Origin of the sequence: Nonomuraea sp. H19 (genome assembly GCF_052068215.1) — a bacterium.
GTDB lineage: Bacteria > Actinomycetota > Actinomycetes > Streptosporangiales > Streptosporangiaceae > Nonomuraea.
In genome coordinates, this window is the sequence record NZ_JBQHCV010000002.1 from 582,827 (window position 1) to 599,252 (window position 16,426).

14 protein-coding genes are annotated in these 16,426 nt (G+C 69.3%); 11 read left to right on the plus strand and 3 right to left on the minus strand.

The annotated features are described in order from the left end of the window. Positions 1-25: 25 nt before the first annotated feature. The 5 genes from ACTMTI_RS06520 (at position 26) to ACTMTI_RS06540 (ending at position 5,775) form a co-directional block, all read left to right on the plus strand. Complete coding sequence (locus tag ACTMTI_RS06520; protein ID WP_441118765.1) at positions 26-1,273, plus strand: nucleotide sugar dehydrogenase; 1,248 nt, start codon at positions 26-28, stop codon at positions 1,271-1,273. Between the two features lie 19 nt (positions 1,274-1,292). Beyond that, entirely contained in the window at positions 1,293-2,381 is a 1,089-nt protein-coding gene (locus ACTMTI_RS06525) for a glycosyltransferase (RefSeq protein WP_441118767.1), read from the plus strand. A 33-nt stretch (positions 2,382-2,414) separates the two neighbouring features. Continuing rightward, the gene (locus ACTMTI_RS06530) at positions 2,415-4,211 is read left to right on the plus strand and encodes a DUF4434 domain-containing protein (protein WP_441118768.1); all 1,797 of its coding nucleotides are present in this window, start codon (positions 2,415-2,417) and stop codon (positions 4,209-4,211) included. A gap of 47 nt (positions 4,212-4,258) precedes the next feature. Then, the gene (locus ACTMTI_RS06535; RefSeq protein WP_441118770.1) at positions 4,259-4,924 is read left to right on the plus strand and encodes an NUDIX hydrolase; all 666 of its coding nucleotides are present in this window, start codon (positions 4,259-4,261) and stop codon (positions 4,922-4,924) included. A gap of 119 nt (positions 4,925-5,043) precedes the next feature. Further along, positions 5,044-5,775: a class I SAM-dependent methyltransferase gene (locus ACTMTI_RS06540; protein ID WP_441118771.1), complete on the plus strand. Its 732-nt coding sequence runs from the start codon at positions 5,044-5,046 to the stop codon at positions 5,773-5,775. 27 nt (positions 5,776-5,802) lie between these two features. On the opposite strand, the gene ACTMTI_RS06545 is transcribed toward ACTMTI_RS06540, so the two are convergent. Beyond that, positions 5,803-6,456, minus strand: a complete 654-nt coding sequence (locus tag ACTMTI_RS06545; RefSeq protein ID WP_441118773.1) for a GNAT family N-acetyltransferase — start codon at positions 6,454-6,456, stop codon at positions 5,803-5,805. Positions 6,457-6,565: 109 nt separating this feature from the next. On the opposite strand from ACTMTI_RS06545, the gene ACTMTI_RS06550 reads away from it, so the two are divergent. Further along, positions 6,566-7,471 (plus strand): glycerophosphodiester phosphodiesterase family protein, encoded by a 906-nt coding sequence (locus tag ACTMTI_RS06550; protein ID WP_441118774.1) that lies wholly within the window; start codon positions 6,566-6,568, stop codon positions 7,469-7,471. Positions 7,472-7,474: 3 nt separating this feature from the next. On the opposite strand, the gene corA is transcribed toward ACTMTI_RS06550, so the two are convergent. Next, a complete protein-coding gene (gene corA, locus ACTMTI_RS06555) occupies positions 7,475-8,584 on the minus strand; it encodes a magnesium/cobalt transporter CorA (protein ID WP_441118776.1) in 1,110 nt (369 codons plus the stop codon). Positions 8,585-8,942: 358 nt separating this feature from the next. Between corA and purD the strand changes: the two genes are divergently transcribed. From purD to ACTMTI_RS06580, 5 genes are all read left to right on the plus strand, one after another. After that, on the plus strand, positions 8,943-10,157 hold the full coding sequence (gene purD, locus ACTMTI_RS06560) for a phosphoribosylamine--glycine ligase (protein WP_441118778.1): 1,215 nt from the start codon (positions 8,943-8,945) through the stop codon (positions 10,155-10,157). Next, a complete protein-coding gene (locus tag ACTMTI_RS06565; RefSeq protein ID WP_441118780.1) occupies positions 10,154-10,990 on the plus strand; it encodes a phosphoribosylaminoimidazolesuccinocarboxamide synthase in 837 nt (278 codons plus the stop codon). Before purD ends, ACTMTI_RS06565 begins: the two co-directional genes overlap by 4 nt. 78 nt (positions 10,991-11,068) lie before the next feature. Beyond that, positions 11,069-12,334: a UDP-N-acetylglucosamine 1-carboxyvinyltransferase gene (gene murA / locus ACTMTI_RS06570; protein WP_441118781.1), complete on the plus strand. Its 1,266-nt coding sequence runs from the start codon at positions 11,069-11,071 to the stop codon at positions 12,332-12,334. A gap of 201 nt (positions 12,335-12,535) precedes the next feature. Then, positions 12,536-13,825, plus strand: a complete 1,290-nt coding sequence (locus tag ACTMTI_RS06575) for a GTP cyclohydrolase IIa (protein WP_441118783.1) — start codon at positions 12,536-12,538, stop codon at positions 13,823-13,825. A 563-nt stretch (positions 13,826-14,388) separates the two neighbouring features. Continuing rightward, positions 14,389-15,327 (plus strand): EamA family transporter, encoded by a 939-nt coding sequence (locus tag ACTMTI_RS06580; protein WP_441118784.1) that lies wholly within the window; start codon positions 14,389-14,391, stop codon positions 15,325-15,327. Here ACTMTI_RS06580 and hisC read toward each other — a convergent pair. Next, positions 15,324-16,382, minus strand: coding sequence for a histidinol-phosphate transaminase (gene hisC, locus ACTMTI_RS06585; RefSeq protein ID WP_441118785.1), 1,059 nt, complete (start codon positions 16,380-16,382; stop codon positions 15,324-15,326). The two genes, ACTMTI_RS06580 and hisC, sit on opposite strands and share 4 nt — an antisense overlap. Between the last annotated feature and the right edge of the window lie 44 nt (positions 16,383-16,426).

Sequence of the window (16,426 nt, forward strand, 5' to 3'; positions counted from 1 at the left end):
AGGCACAGCTGTGACAGAAATCGACTTGGCTGTCATCGGTCTGGGCTACGTCGGCATGCCGCTCGCCAAGGAGGCTGCCGCCGCCGGCCTGCGGGTCGTCGGCGTGGATGTCGACCCCGCCAAGGTCGACGCGCTCACCGCCGGTCAGTCCTACATCGACGACCTGACCGACGCCGACATCGAGCACATGCTGGCCCATGGGTTCACCGCCACGCTCGACGAGACCGTACTGGCCCGGAGCAACACGATCGTCATCTGCGTGCCCACTCCGCTGGACGAGGACCACCGTCCTGACCTGTCCGCCGTGGAGGGCGCGACCAAGGCCGTCGCCCGCAACCTGAGCAAGGGCACGCTCGTCGTGCTCGAGTCCACCACCTGGCCGGGCACCACCGACGAGGTGGCCAGGCCGCTGCTGGAGAGCTCGGGGCTGACCGCCGGCGAGGACTTCCACCTGGCGTTCTCGCCCGAGCGCATCGACCCGGGCAACCCCAAGTTCGGCCTGCGTAACACGCCCAAGGTGGTGGGCGGCTACACGCCGACCTGCCGCGACCGGGCGACCGCGTTCTACGGGCGCTTCATCGAGCAGGTGGTGCCGGTCAGCGGCACTCGCGAGGCCGAGATGGCCAAGCTGCTGGAGAACACCTACCGGCACGTCAATATCGCGCTCGTCAACGAGATGGCGATCTTCTGTGACGAGCTCGGCATCGACCTGTGGGAGTCGATCGAGGCCGCGGCGACCAAGCCGTTCGGCTTCCAGAAGTTCCTGCCCGGCCCGGGCGTCGGCGGGCACTGCATTCCCGTCGACCCGTCGTACCTGTCGTACACCGTGCGCAAGCTCGGCTACCCGTTCAGGTTCGTGGAGCTGGCGCAGGAGATCAACGAGCGGATGCCGTCCTACGTGGTGGCCCGCGTTCAGCGCTTGCTCAACCGGCATAAAAAGCCCGTAAACGGGGCCAAAGTCGTTATGCTCGGCGTCACCTACAAACCAGACATCGCCGATGAACGGGAAACACCGGCACTCCCGGTGGCGCGTGCCCTGCTGGAACTGGGCGCCGAGCTCTCGTTCGCGGACCCGTACGTCAAGGAGTGGTCAGTCGACGGCACCCCGGTGCCGCGTGAGGAGGACCTTGCCGAGGCCGTGGTCAACGCCGACGTGACGCTGCTGTTGCAGCAGCACGCCGCGTTCGACCTCGACATGGTCGAGGCGAAGGCCAAGCTCGTGCTGGACACCCGCGGCGTTCTCGCCGAGGGTGAACGCGTCGAGCGGCTGTAGCGACGGAGGGCTGCGCGCAGTGCACGTGCTCGTCATGACGGTGGTGCATAACCCCGAGGACGCGAGGATCCTGCATAGGCAGATCCGTGCCCTTGTGGATGCCGGTCATGAGGTCACGTATGCTGCCTCGTTCACCGCGCACGGGGTCGTCCCGAGACCGTGGGTCACCGGCGTCGATCTCCCCAGGGCCGTCCAGCGCAAGCGGGTCGCGGCCGTGTGGGCTGCCCGCAGGGTGTTCAAGCGCATGCGGGACAAGGTCGACCTCGTCCTCATCCACGACCCCGAGCTGCTGTTCGCCGTGTGGGGGTTGCGCAACAGACCGCCCGTGGTGTGGGACGTCCACGAGGACACCCCCGCCACGCTCTCGCTCAAGCCGTGGCTGCCGTCGCTGCTGCGACCCCCCGTGCGCTTCCTGGCCCGCCTGCTGGAAGGCACCGCCGAACGCCACATGCACCTGCTGCTGGCCGAGACGGCCTACGCCGGCCGGTTCAAGCACGCCCACTTGATCGTGCCGAACGAGACCTGGGTGCCGGACTCGGTGACGCCTCCCGGCGACGACCGGGTGGTCTATCTCGGCTGGCTGTCCAGGGCCCGGGGCGTCAATGAGGCCGTCGAGGTGGCCAAGCTGCTGCAGCCGTACCGGGTGGCCGTGGAGCTGATCGGCTACGCCGACCCGCAGAGCCGTCCGGTGCTCAACCAGGCCGTCACCGAGGGCCTGCTGGAGTGGCGCGACTTCATGCCCAACGACGAGGCGCTCAAGCGGCTCGACGGGGCGCTGGCCGGACTGTCGCTGCTGCACGACGAGCCGAACTACCGCCACTCGATGCCCACGAAGATCGTGGAGTACATGGCGCACGGCATCCCCGTGATCACCACCCCGTCGCCGCGTGCCGTGGAACTGGTGGAGCGCTACGACAGCGGTGTCGTCGTGCCCTGGCAGGACCCCAAGGCCGTCGCGCAGGCCGTGCTGACGCTGCGCGACGACGTACGCGAGCGGCGGGCGCAGGGCGCTCGCGGCTACGCGGCGGCCCGTGCTAACCACCACTGGCCCAACTCGGCCAAGCGCTTCGTCGCTCAGCTGGAGTCCTGGGCCGGGGTCAAGCGATAGCCGGCTACTTTCGAGGGCGGTAGGTTCCTGAACGTGCGCTGGCTTTTTCTGCTCGTGGGCGCAGCAATCCTGGCAGTGATCGCCGCCGTGGTCATCGTCATCATGCCGTCCTCGACCGGCAAACCGGCCACGACGGCCGGCAAGTCTGCGACACCCAAGCCGTCGAGGACCGAGCCGACGCCGAAGGTGAGCGAGTTCACCGACGGCTGCGGAACGTTCGAGACCAAGGAACGCGCCCCATACGCCGTCACCGGCTATTGGATCATGCCCAAGTCCAACCGCTGCACGTGGCGGACCCAGTTGCAGGAGATCCACGATGTGGGCGGCGACACCGTGGTCAGGATCGGGTACGGCCTGCAGTTCCGCACCCTCTCCGACACCGGCGAGATCCTGACCAGGGACGGCGAGCCGGACTCGCTCTACAAGGCCTGCGAGGAGGACGGGCTCAGCTGCCACGACGCCGCCGAGCGCGAGCTCAAGCAGGCCAACCGCGGCAACAGGATCGGCCGCACGTACGTCTACAGGACCGACGAATCGTTCAGCCCCGAGCTGTTCCGCTGCCCCCAGATGGAGCGCAGCATCGAGGCGGGCAACCGGATCTACTACCTGCTCATCACCCAGCCGGACGGCTCCGACGACGCCACCTGCGACTTCTCCAGCAAAGGCGCCTCCTACGACCTGATCCTGGTGACGGGCTCGGACAAGGACAGCCTGAGCGAGCTGCTCGACCTGGGCGACCAATTCGGCATCCAGGTCTTCCCCGCGCTGCCGCTCGCCCCGCGCGATCCCAAGGTGCCCACCAAGGCCTACAAACACCACGTCGGCACCCTCACCACGCTGACCCGGCGCATCCTGCAGGACTACGGCGCCCGCTTCGCCGACCGGGACTCACTGGGCGGCGTCTACCAGCCGTTCGAGGTCCAGATGTCGGCCAGCCTGGCCACGAACCCGACGCTGGAGGTGTACGCCGACCAGCACAAGATCGTCGAGCAGGAACTGCCGGGCAAGCCCATCCTGATCAGTCCCTACATGGACGCGCGCAAGCGGGTCGGCTTCGGCCAGACGCCCAAGCAGGTGGCCGAGGGGTTCAAGGCGCTGGCGAAGACCGGAGTCGGCATCATCGCCCCGCAGGACAGCCGCGGCACCGGCAAGGTGGGGCTGTTCTGGCCGGACGAGCGCGACAGCGAGGTGGATCCGCGGCTGCGGCCGGTGGTCGGGGAGTCCACGTACGGGACCGCGTACCACGGGTCCACGCGCGACTACTACCGCGAGATGTCGGCCGCCCGCGAGGAGATGGTCGAAGCCGGCTACCAGGTGGACCTGTGGGCGAACGTCGAGGCGTTCGAGCCGTCGGGCAAGGAGCCGTGCACGCCGCAGGGCACCCGCGGCAAGACCGACAAGAAGCGCCTGGACGAGGCGGTCACCATGGCCGGGCGCTATGTGCAGAAGGTCGTCTCCTATATGTGGAGCGACTTCATGACCTGCGGTAAGCCGTCGCTCGAAGAAGAGATCCTGACGGACTGGCAGCGCCCGATCGCGGTCGACGCGATCAGGCAGCCCCGTGACATCCAGGACGGCGTGGAGGTGCGCGGCTACAACTTCAAGGACAGCACGATCACCGTCCAGTGGTCCGGCGGGACGAAGGACCTGGTGGTGTCGGCGGTGGGCTGGCTGGACATGGAACCGCTGGACCTGCCGAAGGGGATGGCCACGGCCTGGGTGCCGTTCGACTGGACCCAGGTGCCGGTCGGTGAGTGGGTCAGGATCACCGTCAAGGGACCTTCCGGCCAGCCGTCCACGGAGCCGTTACACGTCCGTATCACGGCCTAGGAGCTGTGGCTCGCTCCCCATGTCAAGGTACGTGTAACGTGCCGTCCATGGTCCCGAGCGTCCCGGTCAGCGTCGACCTGGTCGTCCTAACCGTGCGCTGCCACGCGCTGAGCGCCCTCGTATGGCGCCGCGACAACCCGCCGTTCCTCCGGCGGTGGTCGCTTCCCGGCGGCTTCATCCAGCTCGACGAGGACCTCCCCGCCGCGGCTCACCGCATCCTCGCGGAGCGCGCCGGCCTCCCTGGGGCGCCGGTGCACCTGGAGCAGCTCCAGACCTACGGCTACCCCGACCGCGACCCCCGCCAGCGCGTCCTGAGCGTCGCTTACCTGGGGCTCGCCCCTGACCTGCCGGCCTCGGAGAAGGCCCACATGAGCTGGCAATCGGTGGACTCCCTCACGGCCATGGCCTTCGACCACCGCCGCATCATGCTGGACGGCGTCGAGCGGGCCCGCGCGAAACTGGAGTACACCTCGCTGGGGGCGGCCTTCTGCCCGCCGGAGTTCACGGTGGCGGACCTGCGCCGCGTCTACGAGATCGTCTGGGGCCGCTCGCTGGACCCCAGAAACTTCCACAGGAAGGTCACCAAGGCGGAGGGCTTCCTGGTGGAGACGGGGGCCACGACGACGCGGGACGGCGGCCGCCCGGCCAAGCTCTACCGCCGCGGCCCCGCCGAGCTCCTCCACCCGCCGATGCTGCGCAGCCTCAAGGAGTAAATCCGGCGCGACACATGTCCGCGGCTTCCGCCCCGGTGGTCCGAATGGCACCCTTGATCATGTGATGCACAGGTGCCGGGGGCTCGATCGTCCCCCGCGGTGAGCAAGGGGAGGACGCGATGGGAGCGGCACCCACCGCCCGGTACGACGGGCTGGCCGACTGGTACGAGGAATACAACGCACCCGCGGCCGAGGCGAATCGCGCGGCGATCGTCGAGCTGCTCGGCGTGGGCGAAGGCCCGTGCCTGGACCTGGGATGCGGAGGCGGGCTCTACTTCGACGCGATCCGCGAGACCGGGCGGAGCGTGGTCGGTCTCGACTACTCGGCCGATCAACTTCGCATCGCCCGGGCCAGGACCGATGGACTGCTGCTGCGGGCCGATGCCGCCGCCCTGCCCTTCGCCGACGGCGCGTTCCCGACGGTGGCCGCGCTCTGGATCTCCAGCGACGTCGACGACTTCGCCGCCGTGCTCAAGGAGGCCGCCCGCGTGCTGGAACCGGGCGGGCTGCTGGTGTACTACGGAGTACACCCCTGTTTCAACGGTCCCCACGTCCAGGCGGGCGAGGGTGAGTCCCGTATCGTCCACCCGGTCTACCGGGAGGCCGGCCGGCATCGCGACGCGCCCTGGTGGGGACAGAACATCAGGCGGCGGGTCGGCATGAGCCATCTGCCCCTGGCGGATTTCCTCAATGCCTTCTTGGACGCCGGCCTGGTCATCGGCCGCGTCGGAGAGCCACAGAACCACCCGGTCCCATGGATCCTGTCCGTCCGGGCACACCGGCCCGCTGAGGGCGGGCGGGCGGCGCCACCACCGGCCGCGCCCGCCGCGGCGCGCCAAGTCCTTCGATGACCTGCGGCCGAACGCGGAGGAGGCGCCTCAGGCTGAGGTCAGGACCGCCGCCGTCATAGGGGTGTGCAAGGTCCAGCCAAGGGTGCGGTAGAGGGCTTGGCCCTCCGCCGTCGCCACCAGGATGCCCGTCTGCGCCCCCATCGAGGCGGCCGTCCGCTCCAGCGTGCGCATGATGACGGTGCCGAGCCCCCGGCGGCGGTGGTCGGCCGCGGTTTCCACCTGGTCCACGGTGGCCGTCGTGCCGGCCACCGCGAACTGACCCCGTGCCGCCACCTCGCCCGCCGCCGTCAGCAGGCGTGCCACCGTCACCCCCGCCCTGGTGGTGACGGCCAGCGTGTAGCCGGACGGGATCTGTGGGGACGGGATACGGGGCAAGGGGGCGGTCATCATGAACTCGCGGTCCTTGACGGCCCACCTGGGCGGCAGGAGCGGGGCGACGGCCTCGGCGGGGGCGCAGAGCTTGAGCCAGGTTCCCGGCGTCGTGAGCGCCGCGGTCAGGTGGCGGAGGATCTCCGGAGTCGGGGTGGGGACGACGTGCCGGGCCACGTGGCCGGGCAGGCCGACGTCCACGCGCAGGCCCCATGGCTCGCGTACGGGCTTGGGGGCGTTGCGGGAGATGACCCAGCCATTGACCCATGCCCGGACTGTTGCGGGATGTGCCGTTTTGAGAACCTCCATCATAGAGAACAGCCTATTGTTCGCCCGTTACCGCACGACCGGGCGTAGCAGGATAAAAAGGACACGGCGTGGCACCGCCTAGACGTGCCCCCAGCCAGGTAGGGTCCCCGTTGTGCGCGTTGAGATTCATGGTCACCGGGGTGCGCGGGGCCTGTGGCCGGAGAACACCCTGCCGGGTATGAGCCGCACGATGGAGCTCGGCGTTCATGCGCTCGAGCTCGACGTCGCGCTCACCGCCGACCGACGCCTCGTGCTCACGCACGATCTCACGGTCTCCGCCGTGACCAGCGCCGACCGCCGGCCGCTGCACGCCGGCGATCCGCTCTTCCCGTACGTCGGCAAGCCGATCAACGCCCTCACGCTGGCGCAACTGCGCACGCTCGACGTGGGCGTACGGCTGCCGCGGCATCCCGACGACCCCTTCGCTCTGACCCAGGTCGCCATGCCGGAGACCAGGATGCCGACGCTCGGCGCGGTGCTGGGGCTGGTGAACGCCTACGAGGCGGAGAGCGTACGGCTGCACGTCGAGCTGAAGTCCGATCCCACCAGGCCGGAGCTGACACCGGATCCCGAGATGTTCACCGAGCTGCTCCTCGACGAGCTGGACCGGCACGGCAGGCTGGGCAACGCGGCCATCCTGAGCTTCGACTGGCGGATCATCCGGCACGCCGCCGCGCTGGCGCCGGGCACGCGGCGGTTCGCGCTGATCGAGCTGGACACCCTGCACTGGCACGACGACCTGGGCGACGACGTGCCCGCGGCGGCCCGCGCGGCGGGGGCCACCACGCTCTCGCCCGAGCACGTGATGGTGGACGAGGCGCTGATGGCGCAGGTGGCCGCGGCCGGGCTCGACGTGGCGGTCTGGACGGTCAACGAGGCCGGGCTGGCGGGCAGGATGCTGGATCTCGGCGTGGCCGGGATCGTGACCGACTATCCCGATCGGATGCGGGAGCTGTGGCGGGAGCGCGGGCTTGAGCTGCCCGAGCCGGTCGGCCCGCTCAAGCCCGTCGGCGTATAGGGACTACAGCCAGCCGTTCCGGCGGAAGCCGCGGTGCAGGAGGACGCACGTGGTGATCATGACGGCCAGCACTGCCGGGTAGCCCCAGACCTGATTGGTCTCCGGCATGAAGTCGAAGTTCATGCCGTAGATGCCGGCGATCATCGTGGGCACGGCCATGATGGCCACCCAGGAGGAGATCTTGCGCATGTCCTCGTTGGCCAGCGCGTTCGAGCGGGCCAGGGCGGCCTGCAGGATGGAGCTGCACAGCTCGTTGGAGGACTCCACCTGCTCGCACACCCGGGACAGGTGGTCGCCGACGTCGCGGAAATACTCGCGCATCTCCGAGGGGATCACGCGGCGCTGGGGCAGCGCGGACAGCGGGGCCTGCAGCGGGGTGACGGCCCGCTTCATCTCCAGCATCTCCCGCTTGAGCTGGTAGATCCGGTTGATGTCGCGGGAGCTGACATCGGCGAACACCGTCGCCTCGACCTCTTCCAGCTCGAGCTGCATGAGGTCGGCGACCTGCAGGTATTGGTCGACGACGTGGTCGGAGATGGCGTGCAGGACGCCCGCGGGCCCGCGGTTCATCAGCTTGGGCTTGTCCTCAAGGCGGTCGCGGACCACGGTGAGCGGGCAGTGCTCGCCGTGCCGCACCGTGACCACGAAGTCCACGCCGAGGAACACCATGATCTCACCGGTGGCGATGATCTCGCTGTTGTCGGTCAGCTCGTCGTGGTCGAGGTAGGCGATGGTCTTGAGGACCATGAACAGCGAATCGCCGTACCGCTCGACCTTGGGCCGCTGGTGCGCCTTGACGGCGTCCTCGACGGCCAGCGGGTGCAACCCGAACACCTCGGAGAGCCACTCCACCTCGGGGGCCTCCGGCTCGTGCAGGCCCACCCAGACGAAGGCCCTGGCGCCGTCGGCGGTGTCGTTGTGTGCGCGTACGAGGCCGAGCGCCTCGACGATGCCCGCCGCCGCCACCTTCTTGCCCTGGACGTAGGCGCCGTATTCGACGAGGGAGTCGACCGGGGGCACGCGAAGATCACGCACCGGCTTGGTGAGCTGGTGTACGGCGCGTGGCGGTACGTGGTGACGGTTGATGCGACGGAAAAGCGTGGACGAGCGCATGGCAGTCCCTTTCCGCCCGACCTGGCACGCTCCACGCGCGACGAAAAGTCACCTCAATCAACACACATGCGTGGAGGCACGATCAGGCTGCCGGATTGGAGTGGTCGGGGGCATTCAGGTCGTACGTGTGGAAGCACGTACTGCTGGGATCACCAGGATTCATCCCGGACCACCTCCAATCACACGAGACGCCGCAAAGCTGCCCTAACTTACCACGGGCGGGTGAACTTATCTGACCATACCTGCCGGAGAGCTCCGGGCTGAGGCAGAACTCCACAAAGATTGCCGCCTGTTCCGGCATTTGGTGTGCTGGAGACCGAAGCCGACGCCTGGTCACGGGCCTGCGACAATGGACCGCGTGCGCGTTCTAGTGATTGGTTCCGGAGGGCGTGAGCACGCCCTGTGTCGTTCTCTCAAGCTCGATCCCCAGGTCACCGAGCTCCACTGTGCCCCGGGCAACCCGGGCATCGAGGAGGTCGCGACCGTCCATCCCGTCGACCCCCTCGACCCCGATCAGGTGGCCGGGCTGGCCACGCGGCTGCGGGCCGACCTCGTGGTGGTGGGGCCGGAGGCGCCGCTCGTGGCGGGGGCGGCCGACGCCGTGCGCGAGGCGGGCATCGCCTGCTTCGGACCCACTCGCGAGGCCGCCATGATCGAGGGCTCCAAGGCCTTCGCCAAGGAGATCATGACGGCGGCCGACGTGCCGACCGCGCGGGCCAGGACGTGCGTCACCGAGGCGGAGGCCGCGGCCGCGCTCGACGAGTTCGGGCCGCCCTACGTGGTCAAGGACGACGGCCTGGCCGCCGGCAAGGGCGTGGTGGTCACCGGCGACCGCGAGCAGGCGCTGGCCCACGCGCTGGCCTGCGAGCGGGTGGTGATCGAGGAGTTCCTGGACGGTCCCGAGGTGTCGCTGTTCGCGCTGTGCGACGGGAGCACGGCCGTGCCGCTGCAGCTCGCTCAGGACTTCAAGCGGGTCCACGACGGCGACCAGGGGCCCAACACCGGCGGCATGGGGGCCTACACGCCGCTCCCGTGGGCTCCCGAGGGGCTCACCGAGCAGGTCATGCGGGAGGTCGTGCATCCGACGATCGCCGAGCTGTCCCGGCGCGGGCTGCCGTACCAGGGGGTGCTCTACGTGGGGCTGGCCCTGACGGCGAAGGGGCCGAAGGTGGTCGAGTTCAACGCGCGCTTCGGCGATCCGGAGACGCAGGTGCTGCTCGACCGGCTGGAGACGCCGCTGGGCGGGCTGCTGATGGCGTGCGCGACCGGCGAGCTGGGGCTCGACCCCGTGTTCAAGGACGGTTCCGCTGTGACGGTGGTGATCGCGGCGGAAAACTACCCGGACACGCCGGTCAAGGGCGACGTGATCACGGGGCTGCAGGAGACCGAGCACGCGTACGTCGTCCACGCCGGCACCAAGCGCGAGGGCGACGACATCGTCTCCAACGGCGGCAGGGTGTTGAGCGTCGTGGGCAACGGACCCGACCAGGAGAGCGCGCGCAACAACGCCTACGACCTCGTCGGGCGGATCACGCTGCGCGGCTCGCACCACAGGACGGACATCGCCCGATGAAGCTCGTGCACTCCGGCAAGGTTCGCGACCTTTACGAGACGGACGACGGCCTGCTGCTGATGGTCGCCTCCGACCGGATGTCGGCGTTCGACTACATTCTGGAGCCCGACATCCCCGACAAGGGGGCCATTCTCACGCAGATGTCGTTGTGGTGGTTCGACCAGCTCAAGGACGTCGTGCCCAACCATGTCGTGGCGCCCGGCGACGACGCGCGCAGCGTGCTGTGCAGGCCGCTGACGATGGTGCAGGTGGAGTGCGTGGCGCGGGGCTACCTGGCGGGCGGCGGGCTCGACGAATACCGGACCGACGGCATGGTCTCGGGCGTGCGGCTGCCGGACGGGCTGGAGGACGGCTCACGGCTGCCCGAGCCGATCTTCACCCCGTCCACCAAGGCTCCCCTCGGGCAGCACGACGAGCCGATCTCCTATGAGCAGGTCGTGGCGGAGGTCGGCGCGGAGACGGCCGCGGAGCTGCGGCGGATCACGCTGGCCGTCTACGCCCGCGGCGCGGAGATCGCCCGCGAGCGCGACATCATCGTGGCCGACACCAAGATCGAGCTGGGCTGGGGCGCGGACGGCGTGCTGACGCTCGGCGACGAGGTGCTCACGCCCGACTCCTCGCGATTCTGGCCGGCCGACCAATGGCAGCCGGGCTGCGGGCAACCTTCTTTTGACAAGCAGTTTGTGCGCGATTGGTTGCTATCGCCCGAATCAGGATGGGACAAATCCTCCGGAACCCCACCACCTCGCCTTCCCGACCATGTGGTCGAGCGCACTCGGCAGCGATACCTAGAAGCGTATGAGCGCGTCACGGGGGTTCCCTTTAGCGGATGATTCGGCTGGGTCATGTGGTGTTAGCGACTACTGTTGGCCCGATCGAGCCTCACCGTTGATTTCCAAGGAGCCGCACGAATGGTCCGTTACCGCGTGCGCGGTGGCAACGCACTGCGTGGAACCGCGTTCATCCAGGGCGCGAAGAACGCCGTGCTGCCCATGATCGGTGCGGCTCTGCTCGCCGCGAAGGGCCGCACCGTCCTGCGCAACGTGCCGATCATCGAAGACGTCCGCCGCGCGGTCGAGCTGGCCGAGGCCGTCGGCGCGTACGTCGAGCTGCACGAGTCCGAGCGCACGCTCGTCATCGACGCCTCCAGGCTGACCAGCGCGGTGCTGCCCGCCGAGATCGCCAGGCGCTTCCGCGGCTCGGTCCTGTTCACCCCCGCGCTGCTGCACCGGCTGGGTGAGGCGATCGTGGAGGGAGTCGGCGGCTGCAATCTCGGCAGCCGCAACCTCGACTTCCACTACCTCGGCTACAAGCGGCTGGGCGCGATCGTGGACGAGGGCGAGACCGTCATCCACGTCAAGGCGTCCGGGCTGACCGGCGCGACCCTCTACCTCGACACCCCGTCACACACCGGCACCGAGAACCTCATCATGGCCGCCGCCCTGGCCAGGGGCACGACCGTGATCGAGAACGCGGCGCTGGAGCCCGAGGTGCTCGACGTCATCGACATGCTCACCAAAATGGGCGCGCGCATCAGCGGGGGCGGCACCGGGTTCATCACGGTGGAGGGCGTGGAGGAACTGCACGCCGTCGAGCACACGGTGATGCCCGACCGGCTGGACGCGGGCGTCTTCGCGATGGCCGCGGCGATCACCGGCGGCGAGCTCAGCCTCGTGGGCACCGGCCTCGACCTGGGCGTCGTACGCTACAAGCTGGAGCAGATGGGCGTCGACTTCGCCCGCGAGGGGGCGGTGCTGCACGTCCGCTGCGACCGCACGCTACGGCCGATCAACATCATCACCGACACCTACCCCGGCTTCGCCACGGACCTGCAGTCGCCGATGATGACCGTCGCGGCGCTCGCCGACGGCACCAGCTACATCCACGAGCGCATCTTCGACGGCAGGTTCGCGCTGGCCGGGGAGCTCAACAAGATGGGTGCGAACGTCGAGGTCGACGGCAGCCGGGCCATCGTACGCGGCCGGACGCCGCTGACCGGGACCCAGGTGACGGCGCACGATCTGCGTTCGGGCATCGCTCTGGTGCTCGCCGGGCTCGCGGCCGAGGGCGAGACGCTCATCGACTCGGGTTACCTCATCGATCGCGGCCACGCACATCTCGCCGCCAGAATGCGCGCTCTCGGCGCGGACATTACACGAGAGATTTCCGAACACTAAAAAGCGCCAGAAAAACCACGTTGAGCTGCTAAGACTTCTTGACGGACGGTCAACCACTACGGCTTTCCGGAAAAGTCGGGCGTGACATTACGGCCCCCGCGAGCGATCGTTCCAAAAGAGAGCACTGCAACGGACGGCAGGATGGGACGAACATTGGTCGAGAGGGCCGAAGAAACTCCCCGAGTGTCACGCCCGGGCGCTATGACACCGGATCTAACCATTGGCGTGGTCGGACCCCACGACTTGGTGGAGCGGGTCATGCTGATGGGTCACGCCGCGGCACCGCTGCCGTGTCGTCTTGTGGCGGCCGCCTACCGCGACGAGCAGGAGGCGCCGGACAAGGTGACACGACTCGGTCCCGGAGTCGACGCATGCCTGTTCGCCAGCCCGGTCCCTTATGACCTGGCCAGGCGTTCCGGTGTGCTGACGATGCCCGCGACGTACGTCCAACTCGGCGGAGCAGCATTGGTGGCGGCGTTGGCCAAGGCCGCGCTCGACACCCGCATGGACCCCCAAAAGGTCAGCATCGACGTGGTCAGCAGGGCCGATGTCGAGGAGGCTTACACCGACCTCGGCATTCCCGCCACCGACGTGCACAGTCGCGACGAGCCGGGCGCCACCGGCACGATCGCTGCCTACCACGAACGCCTGGCGCGGCAGGGCGCGACCACGGGAGCGCTGACGTGCCTGCCCGCGGTGGCCGAGCGCCTGAACGCGGCGGGCGTCCCGGTCATCAGGATCAGGGCGACCTCGGCGGCGGTCCGCACGGCGCTGCACACAGCGGCGCTGCTCGGAGCGCATCATCGGCTGGAGGAGTCGCAGCTGACCGTGGTGCTGGTGGAGGTGCCGACGCTGCGCGAGCCCGTGCGCCGCGCCGCGCCCCGCTACTGGCGCGACGAGCTGCGGCTGTCGCTGCACCGGCTCCTGGTCCAGGAGGCGAACCGGATCAACGCCACCGTGTGGCCGATCGACGATCACAGCTACCTGGTCACCGCGACCAGGGGCTCGATCGCGGCGGCGACGGACGGGTTCAGGGTGTTGCCGTTCGCCGCCAGGATCAGGGACGAGCTGGGACTGGCGGTCGAGGTCGGCGTGGGAATGGGGCGTACGACGCACGACGCGGAGTCGCACGCGCGGGCGGCACTGGCCCGCACGCAGGCGGGCAAGCAGGCACAGGGGTTCGCGGTGGACCGCGAGGGGCGGGCGCTCATCCCGGCCCCGCGGATGCCACCTGCCGGGTCCACCGCACTCAAACCGAAGGGGGTGGAGGTGCTGGCCCGGCTGGCGGCCAAGCTCGAAGGCGGCGACACGGTGGTCGACGCGGAGGGCGCGGGCAAGATGCTCGGGGTCACGCCGCGCACGGCTCGGCGATTGCTGCGCACGCTGGTTGACGAGGGACTCGCGTGGCCGCTTCCGCCCAACCGCACACCGCAGCCGGGCAGGCCGCGGCAGCTGTATCGGCTCATCGTGGAGAAACTCGGTCCTCGGTGATCCCGGGTCCGCCGTCCGCGTCTCGCGGGCGGCGGACCCTTTATTAAGATCATCTTTTACGGCAGGCCGAGCCGGCGCCACCCGGCGTACTCCGGCTGAGGGCCCTCCAGGAGACGCACTCTGACCCTTCAGCGGTGACCCGCCGTTACGGCGCTGTGTGGGCCTGCGGGCGGGTGATGGGTGGCCCCGGGCGGGCACCTGCTTTGACATGCGGTGTCAGGGTCGCGAACTTGCTCATTGACTCTTGTGAACTTATTGGTTGACCCGAGGAGATGCGGGTATGTTCTCGGACGCCCCCGATCGACGAGATTCGGACGGGGGCACCAACTTTTTCTGACACCGGCCCTCGCTCCTAGTCGGGCGAGGTTTACGCCGTTTCGGGCATATGGGCACTCGCCGGGTTTTGGCCCATGGTGGGCGGGCCCCCGAAGGTGGCTGCGCGGGGCTGTAGGGGCGCTGGAGCGCCTGCAGGCGCGAGCGGGAGGGTCGGGTCCGGGATGATGCGATTCGGGGTCTGATATCCGCAGGTGATCAGTCGGTGTTGCCCGGTATGGTCATGAGCCATGAGGACAAACACCACTGACAGCCGTTCCCCGCTCTTGGTCTGGGGCGCGCTGGCCATCGTCTACGTGGTGTGGGGCTCGACGTACCTCGGCATCAGGATCACCATCGAGACCATGCCGCCGATGCTCAGCGGCGCGTTGCGGTTCGTCACCGCGGCGTTGCTGCTCGGGGGGTTCCTGCTGATCAGGAAGGGGCGGGCGCCGTTCCGGATGTCGGCGCGCCAGTTCGGCGGGGCCGCGCTGGTCGGGTTACTGCTGCTGACCGGCGGGAACGGCATGGTCGCCGTGGCCGAGCAGCACATCTCCAGCGGCCTCGCCGCGCTGCTCGTCGCATCCGTGCCGCTGTGGCTGGTCGTGTTCAGGATCGTGGCCAGAGACCGGCCCGCGCTGCTGACCTTGGCGGGGGTGCTGGTCGGGTTCGGCGGGGTCGCGGCGCTGTCGTTGAACGGCGGTGGCGAGGCGGCGAACACCACCGGGATCGTGGTGATCCTGGTGGCCTCTCTGTCGTGGTCGATCGGCTCGTTCCTGTCAGCGCGGATCCCGATGCCGTCCAACGTGTGGGCGGCCAGCACGATCGAGATGGTGGTCGGCGGCGCGGGGCTGGTCGTGGCCGGCCTGTCGATCGGCGAGCGGCTCGACGTCGCGGCGATCTCGGGGCGTTCCTGGGTGGCGCTGACGTACCTGGTGCTGGTGGGGTCGCTGGTGGGCTTCACGGCCTACACCTGGCTGCTGGGCAACGCGCCGATCTCACTCGTCTCGACGTACGCGTACGTCAACCCGGTCGTCGCCGTCATCCTGGGCGTGCTCGTGGTCGACGAGCACGTGACGGCGCAGATCGTGGCCGGCGGCCTGGTGATCCTGGTGGGCGTCGCGCTGGTGGTGTCCACCGAGCGACGCGCCAGATCCAGGACGCCCGAGCCCGAGAAGGTCGGCGTTTAGCGGGGAAACGCCTTGGCGGCGGCCAGGAACGCGTCGTTCGCCTCGGGATCGCCGATGGACACGCGGGCGCCCTCCCCGGCGAACGGCCGCACCGCCACCCCCTCCACCGCGCAGGCCGCGGCGAAGTCGAGCGTGCGCTCGCCGAGCCGCAGCCAGACGAAGTTCGCCTCGCTGTGCGGCACCGTCCACCCGTCCGCGATGAGCGACTCACGGACCCGGGTGCGCTCCTTGACCACCCGCTCGACCCGCTCCAGCAGCTCGTCCTCGGCCTGCAGCGACGCGACGGCGGCGACCTGCGCGAGGTGGTTGACGGCGAACGGCACGATCGTCTTGCGCACGGCGGCGGCCACCGGCTCGTGCGCGATCATGTAGCCGACCCGCAGACCCGCCAGCCCGTAGGCCTTCGAGAACGTGCGTACGACGCCGACGTTGGGCCGGTCGCGGTAGAGCGTGAGGCCGTCGGGGACGTCCTCGTCGCGCACGTATTCGCGGTAGGCCTCGTCCAGGACGACCAGCACGTTCTCGGGCACCCTGTCGAGGAATGCCTCCAGCGCGCCGCGCCGGATCGCGGTCCCCGTGGGGTTGTTCGGGTTGCACACGAAGATCAGTCGCGTGTCGCCGGTGATCGCCTCCGCCATGGCGTCCAGGTCGTGGTCCTCGCCCGCCAGCGGCACCCGTACGGACCGCACCCCGGCCAGGTCGGCGAGCAACGGGTAGGCCTCGAACGACCGCCACGCGTACACGACCTCGGCCCCGGGCTCCGCCACCGCCGCCAGCAGCTCCTGCGCGACCGTGACCGACCCCGGGCCGAGCGCGACGTGGCCGGAGGGCACGGAGTGGCGCTCCGCGATCGCCTCGGTCAGCTTGATCGCTCCCGCGTCCGGGTAGCGGTTGATGTGGCGCGCCCCCTCGGCGATCGCCTCCACCACGGACGGCAGCGGGTCGTACGGGGACTCGTTGGACGAGAGCTTGTACGACCGCCCGTCGGGGGCCGCGACGGCCTTGCCCGGCTTGTAGGGGGCCATGGTGTCCAGGATCTGGCGGAAACGAGGCATGGCCTTACCTTAAAAGGCGCAGCGTGATGAGGCACGCGCCGGGC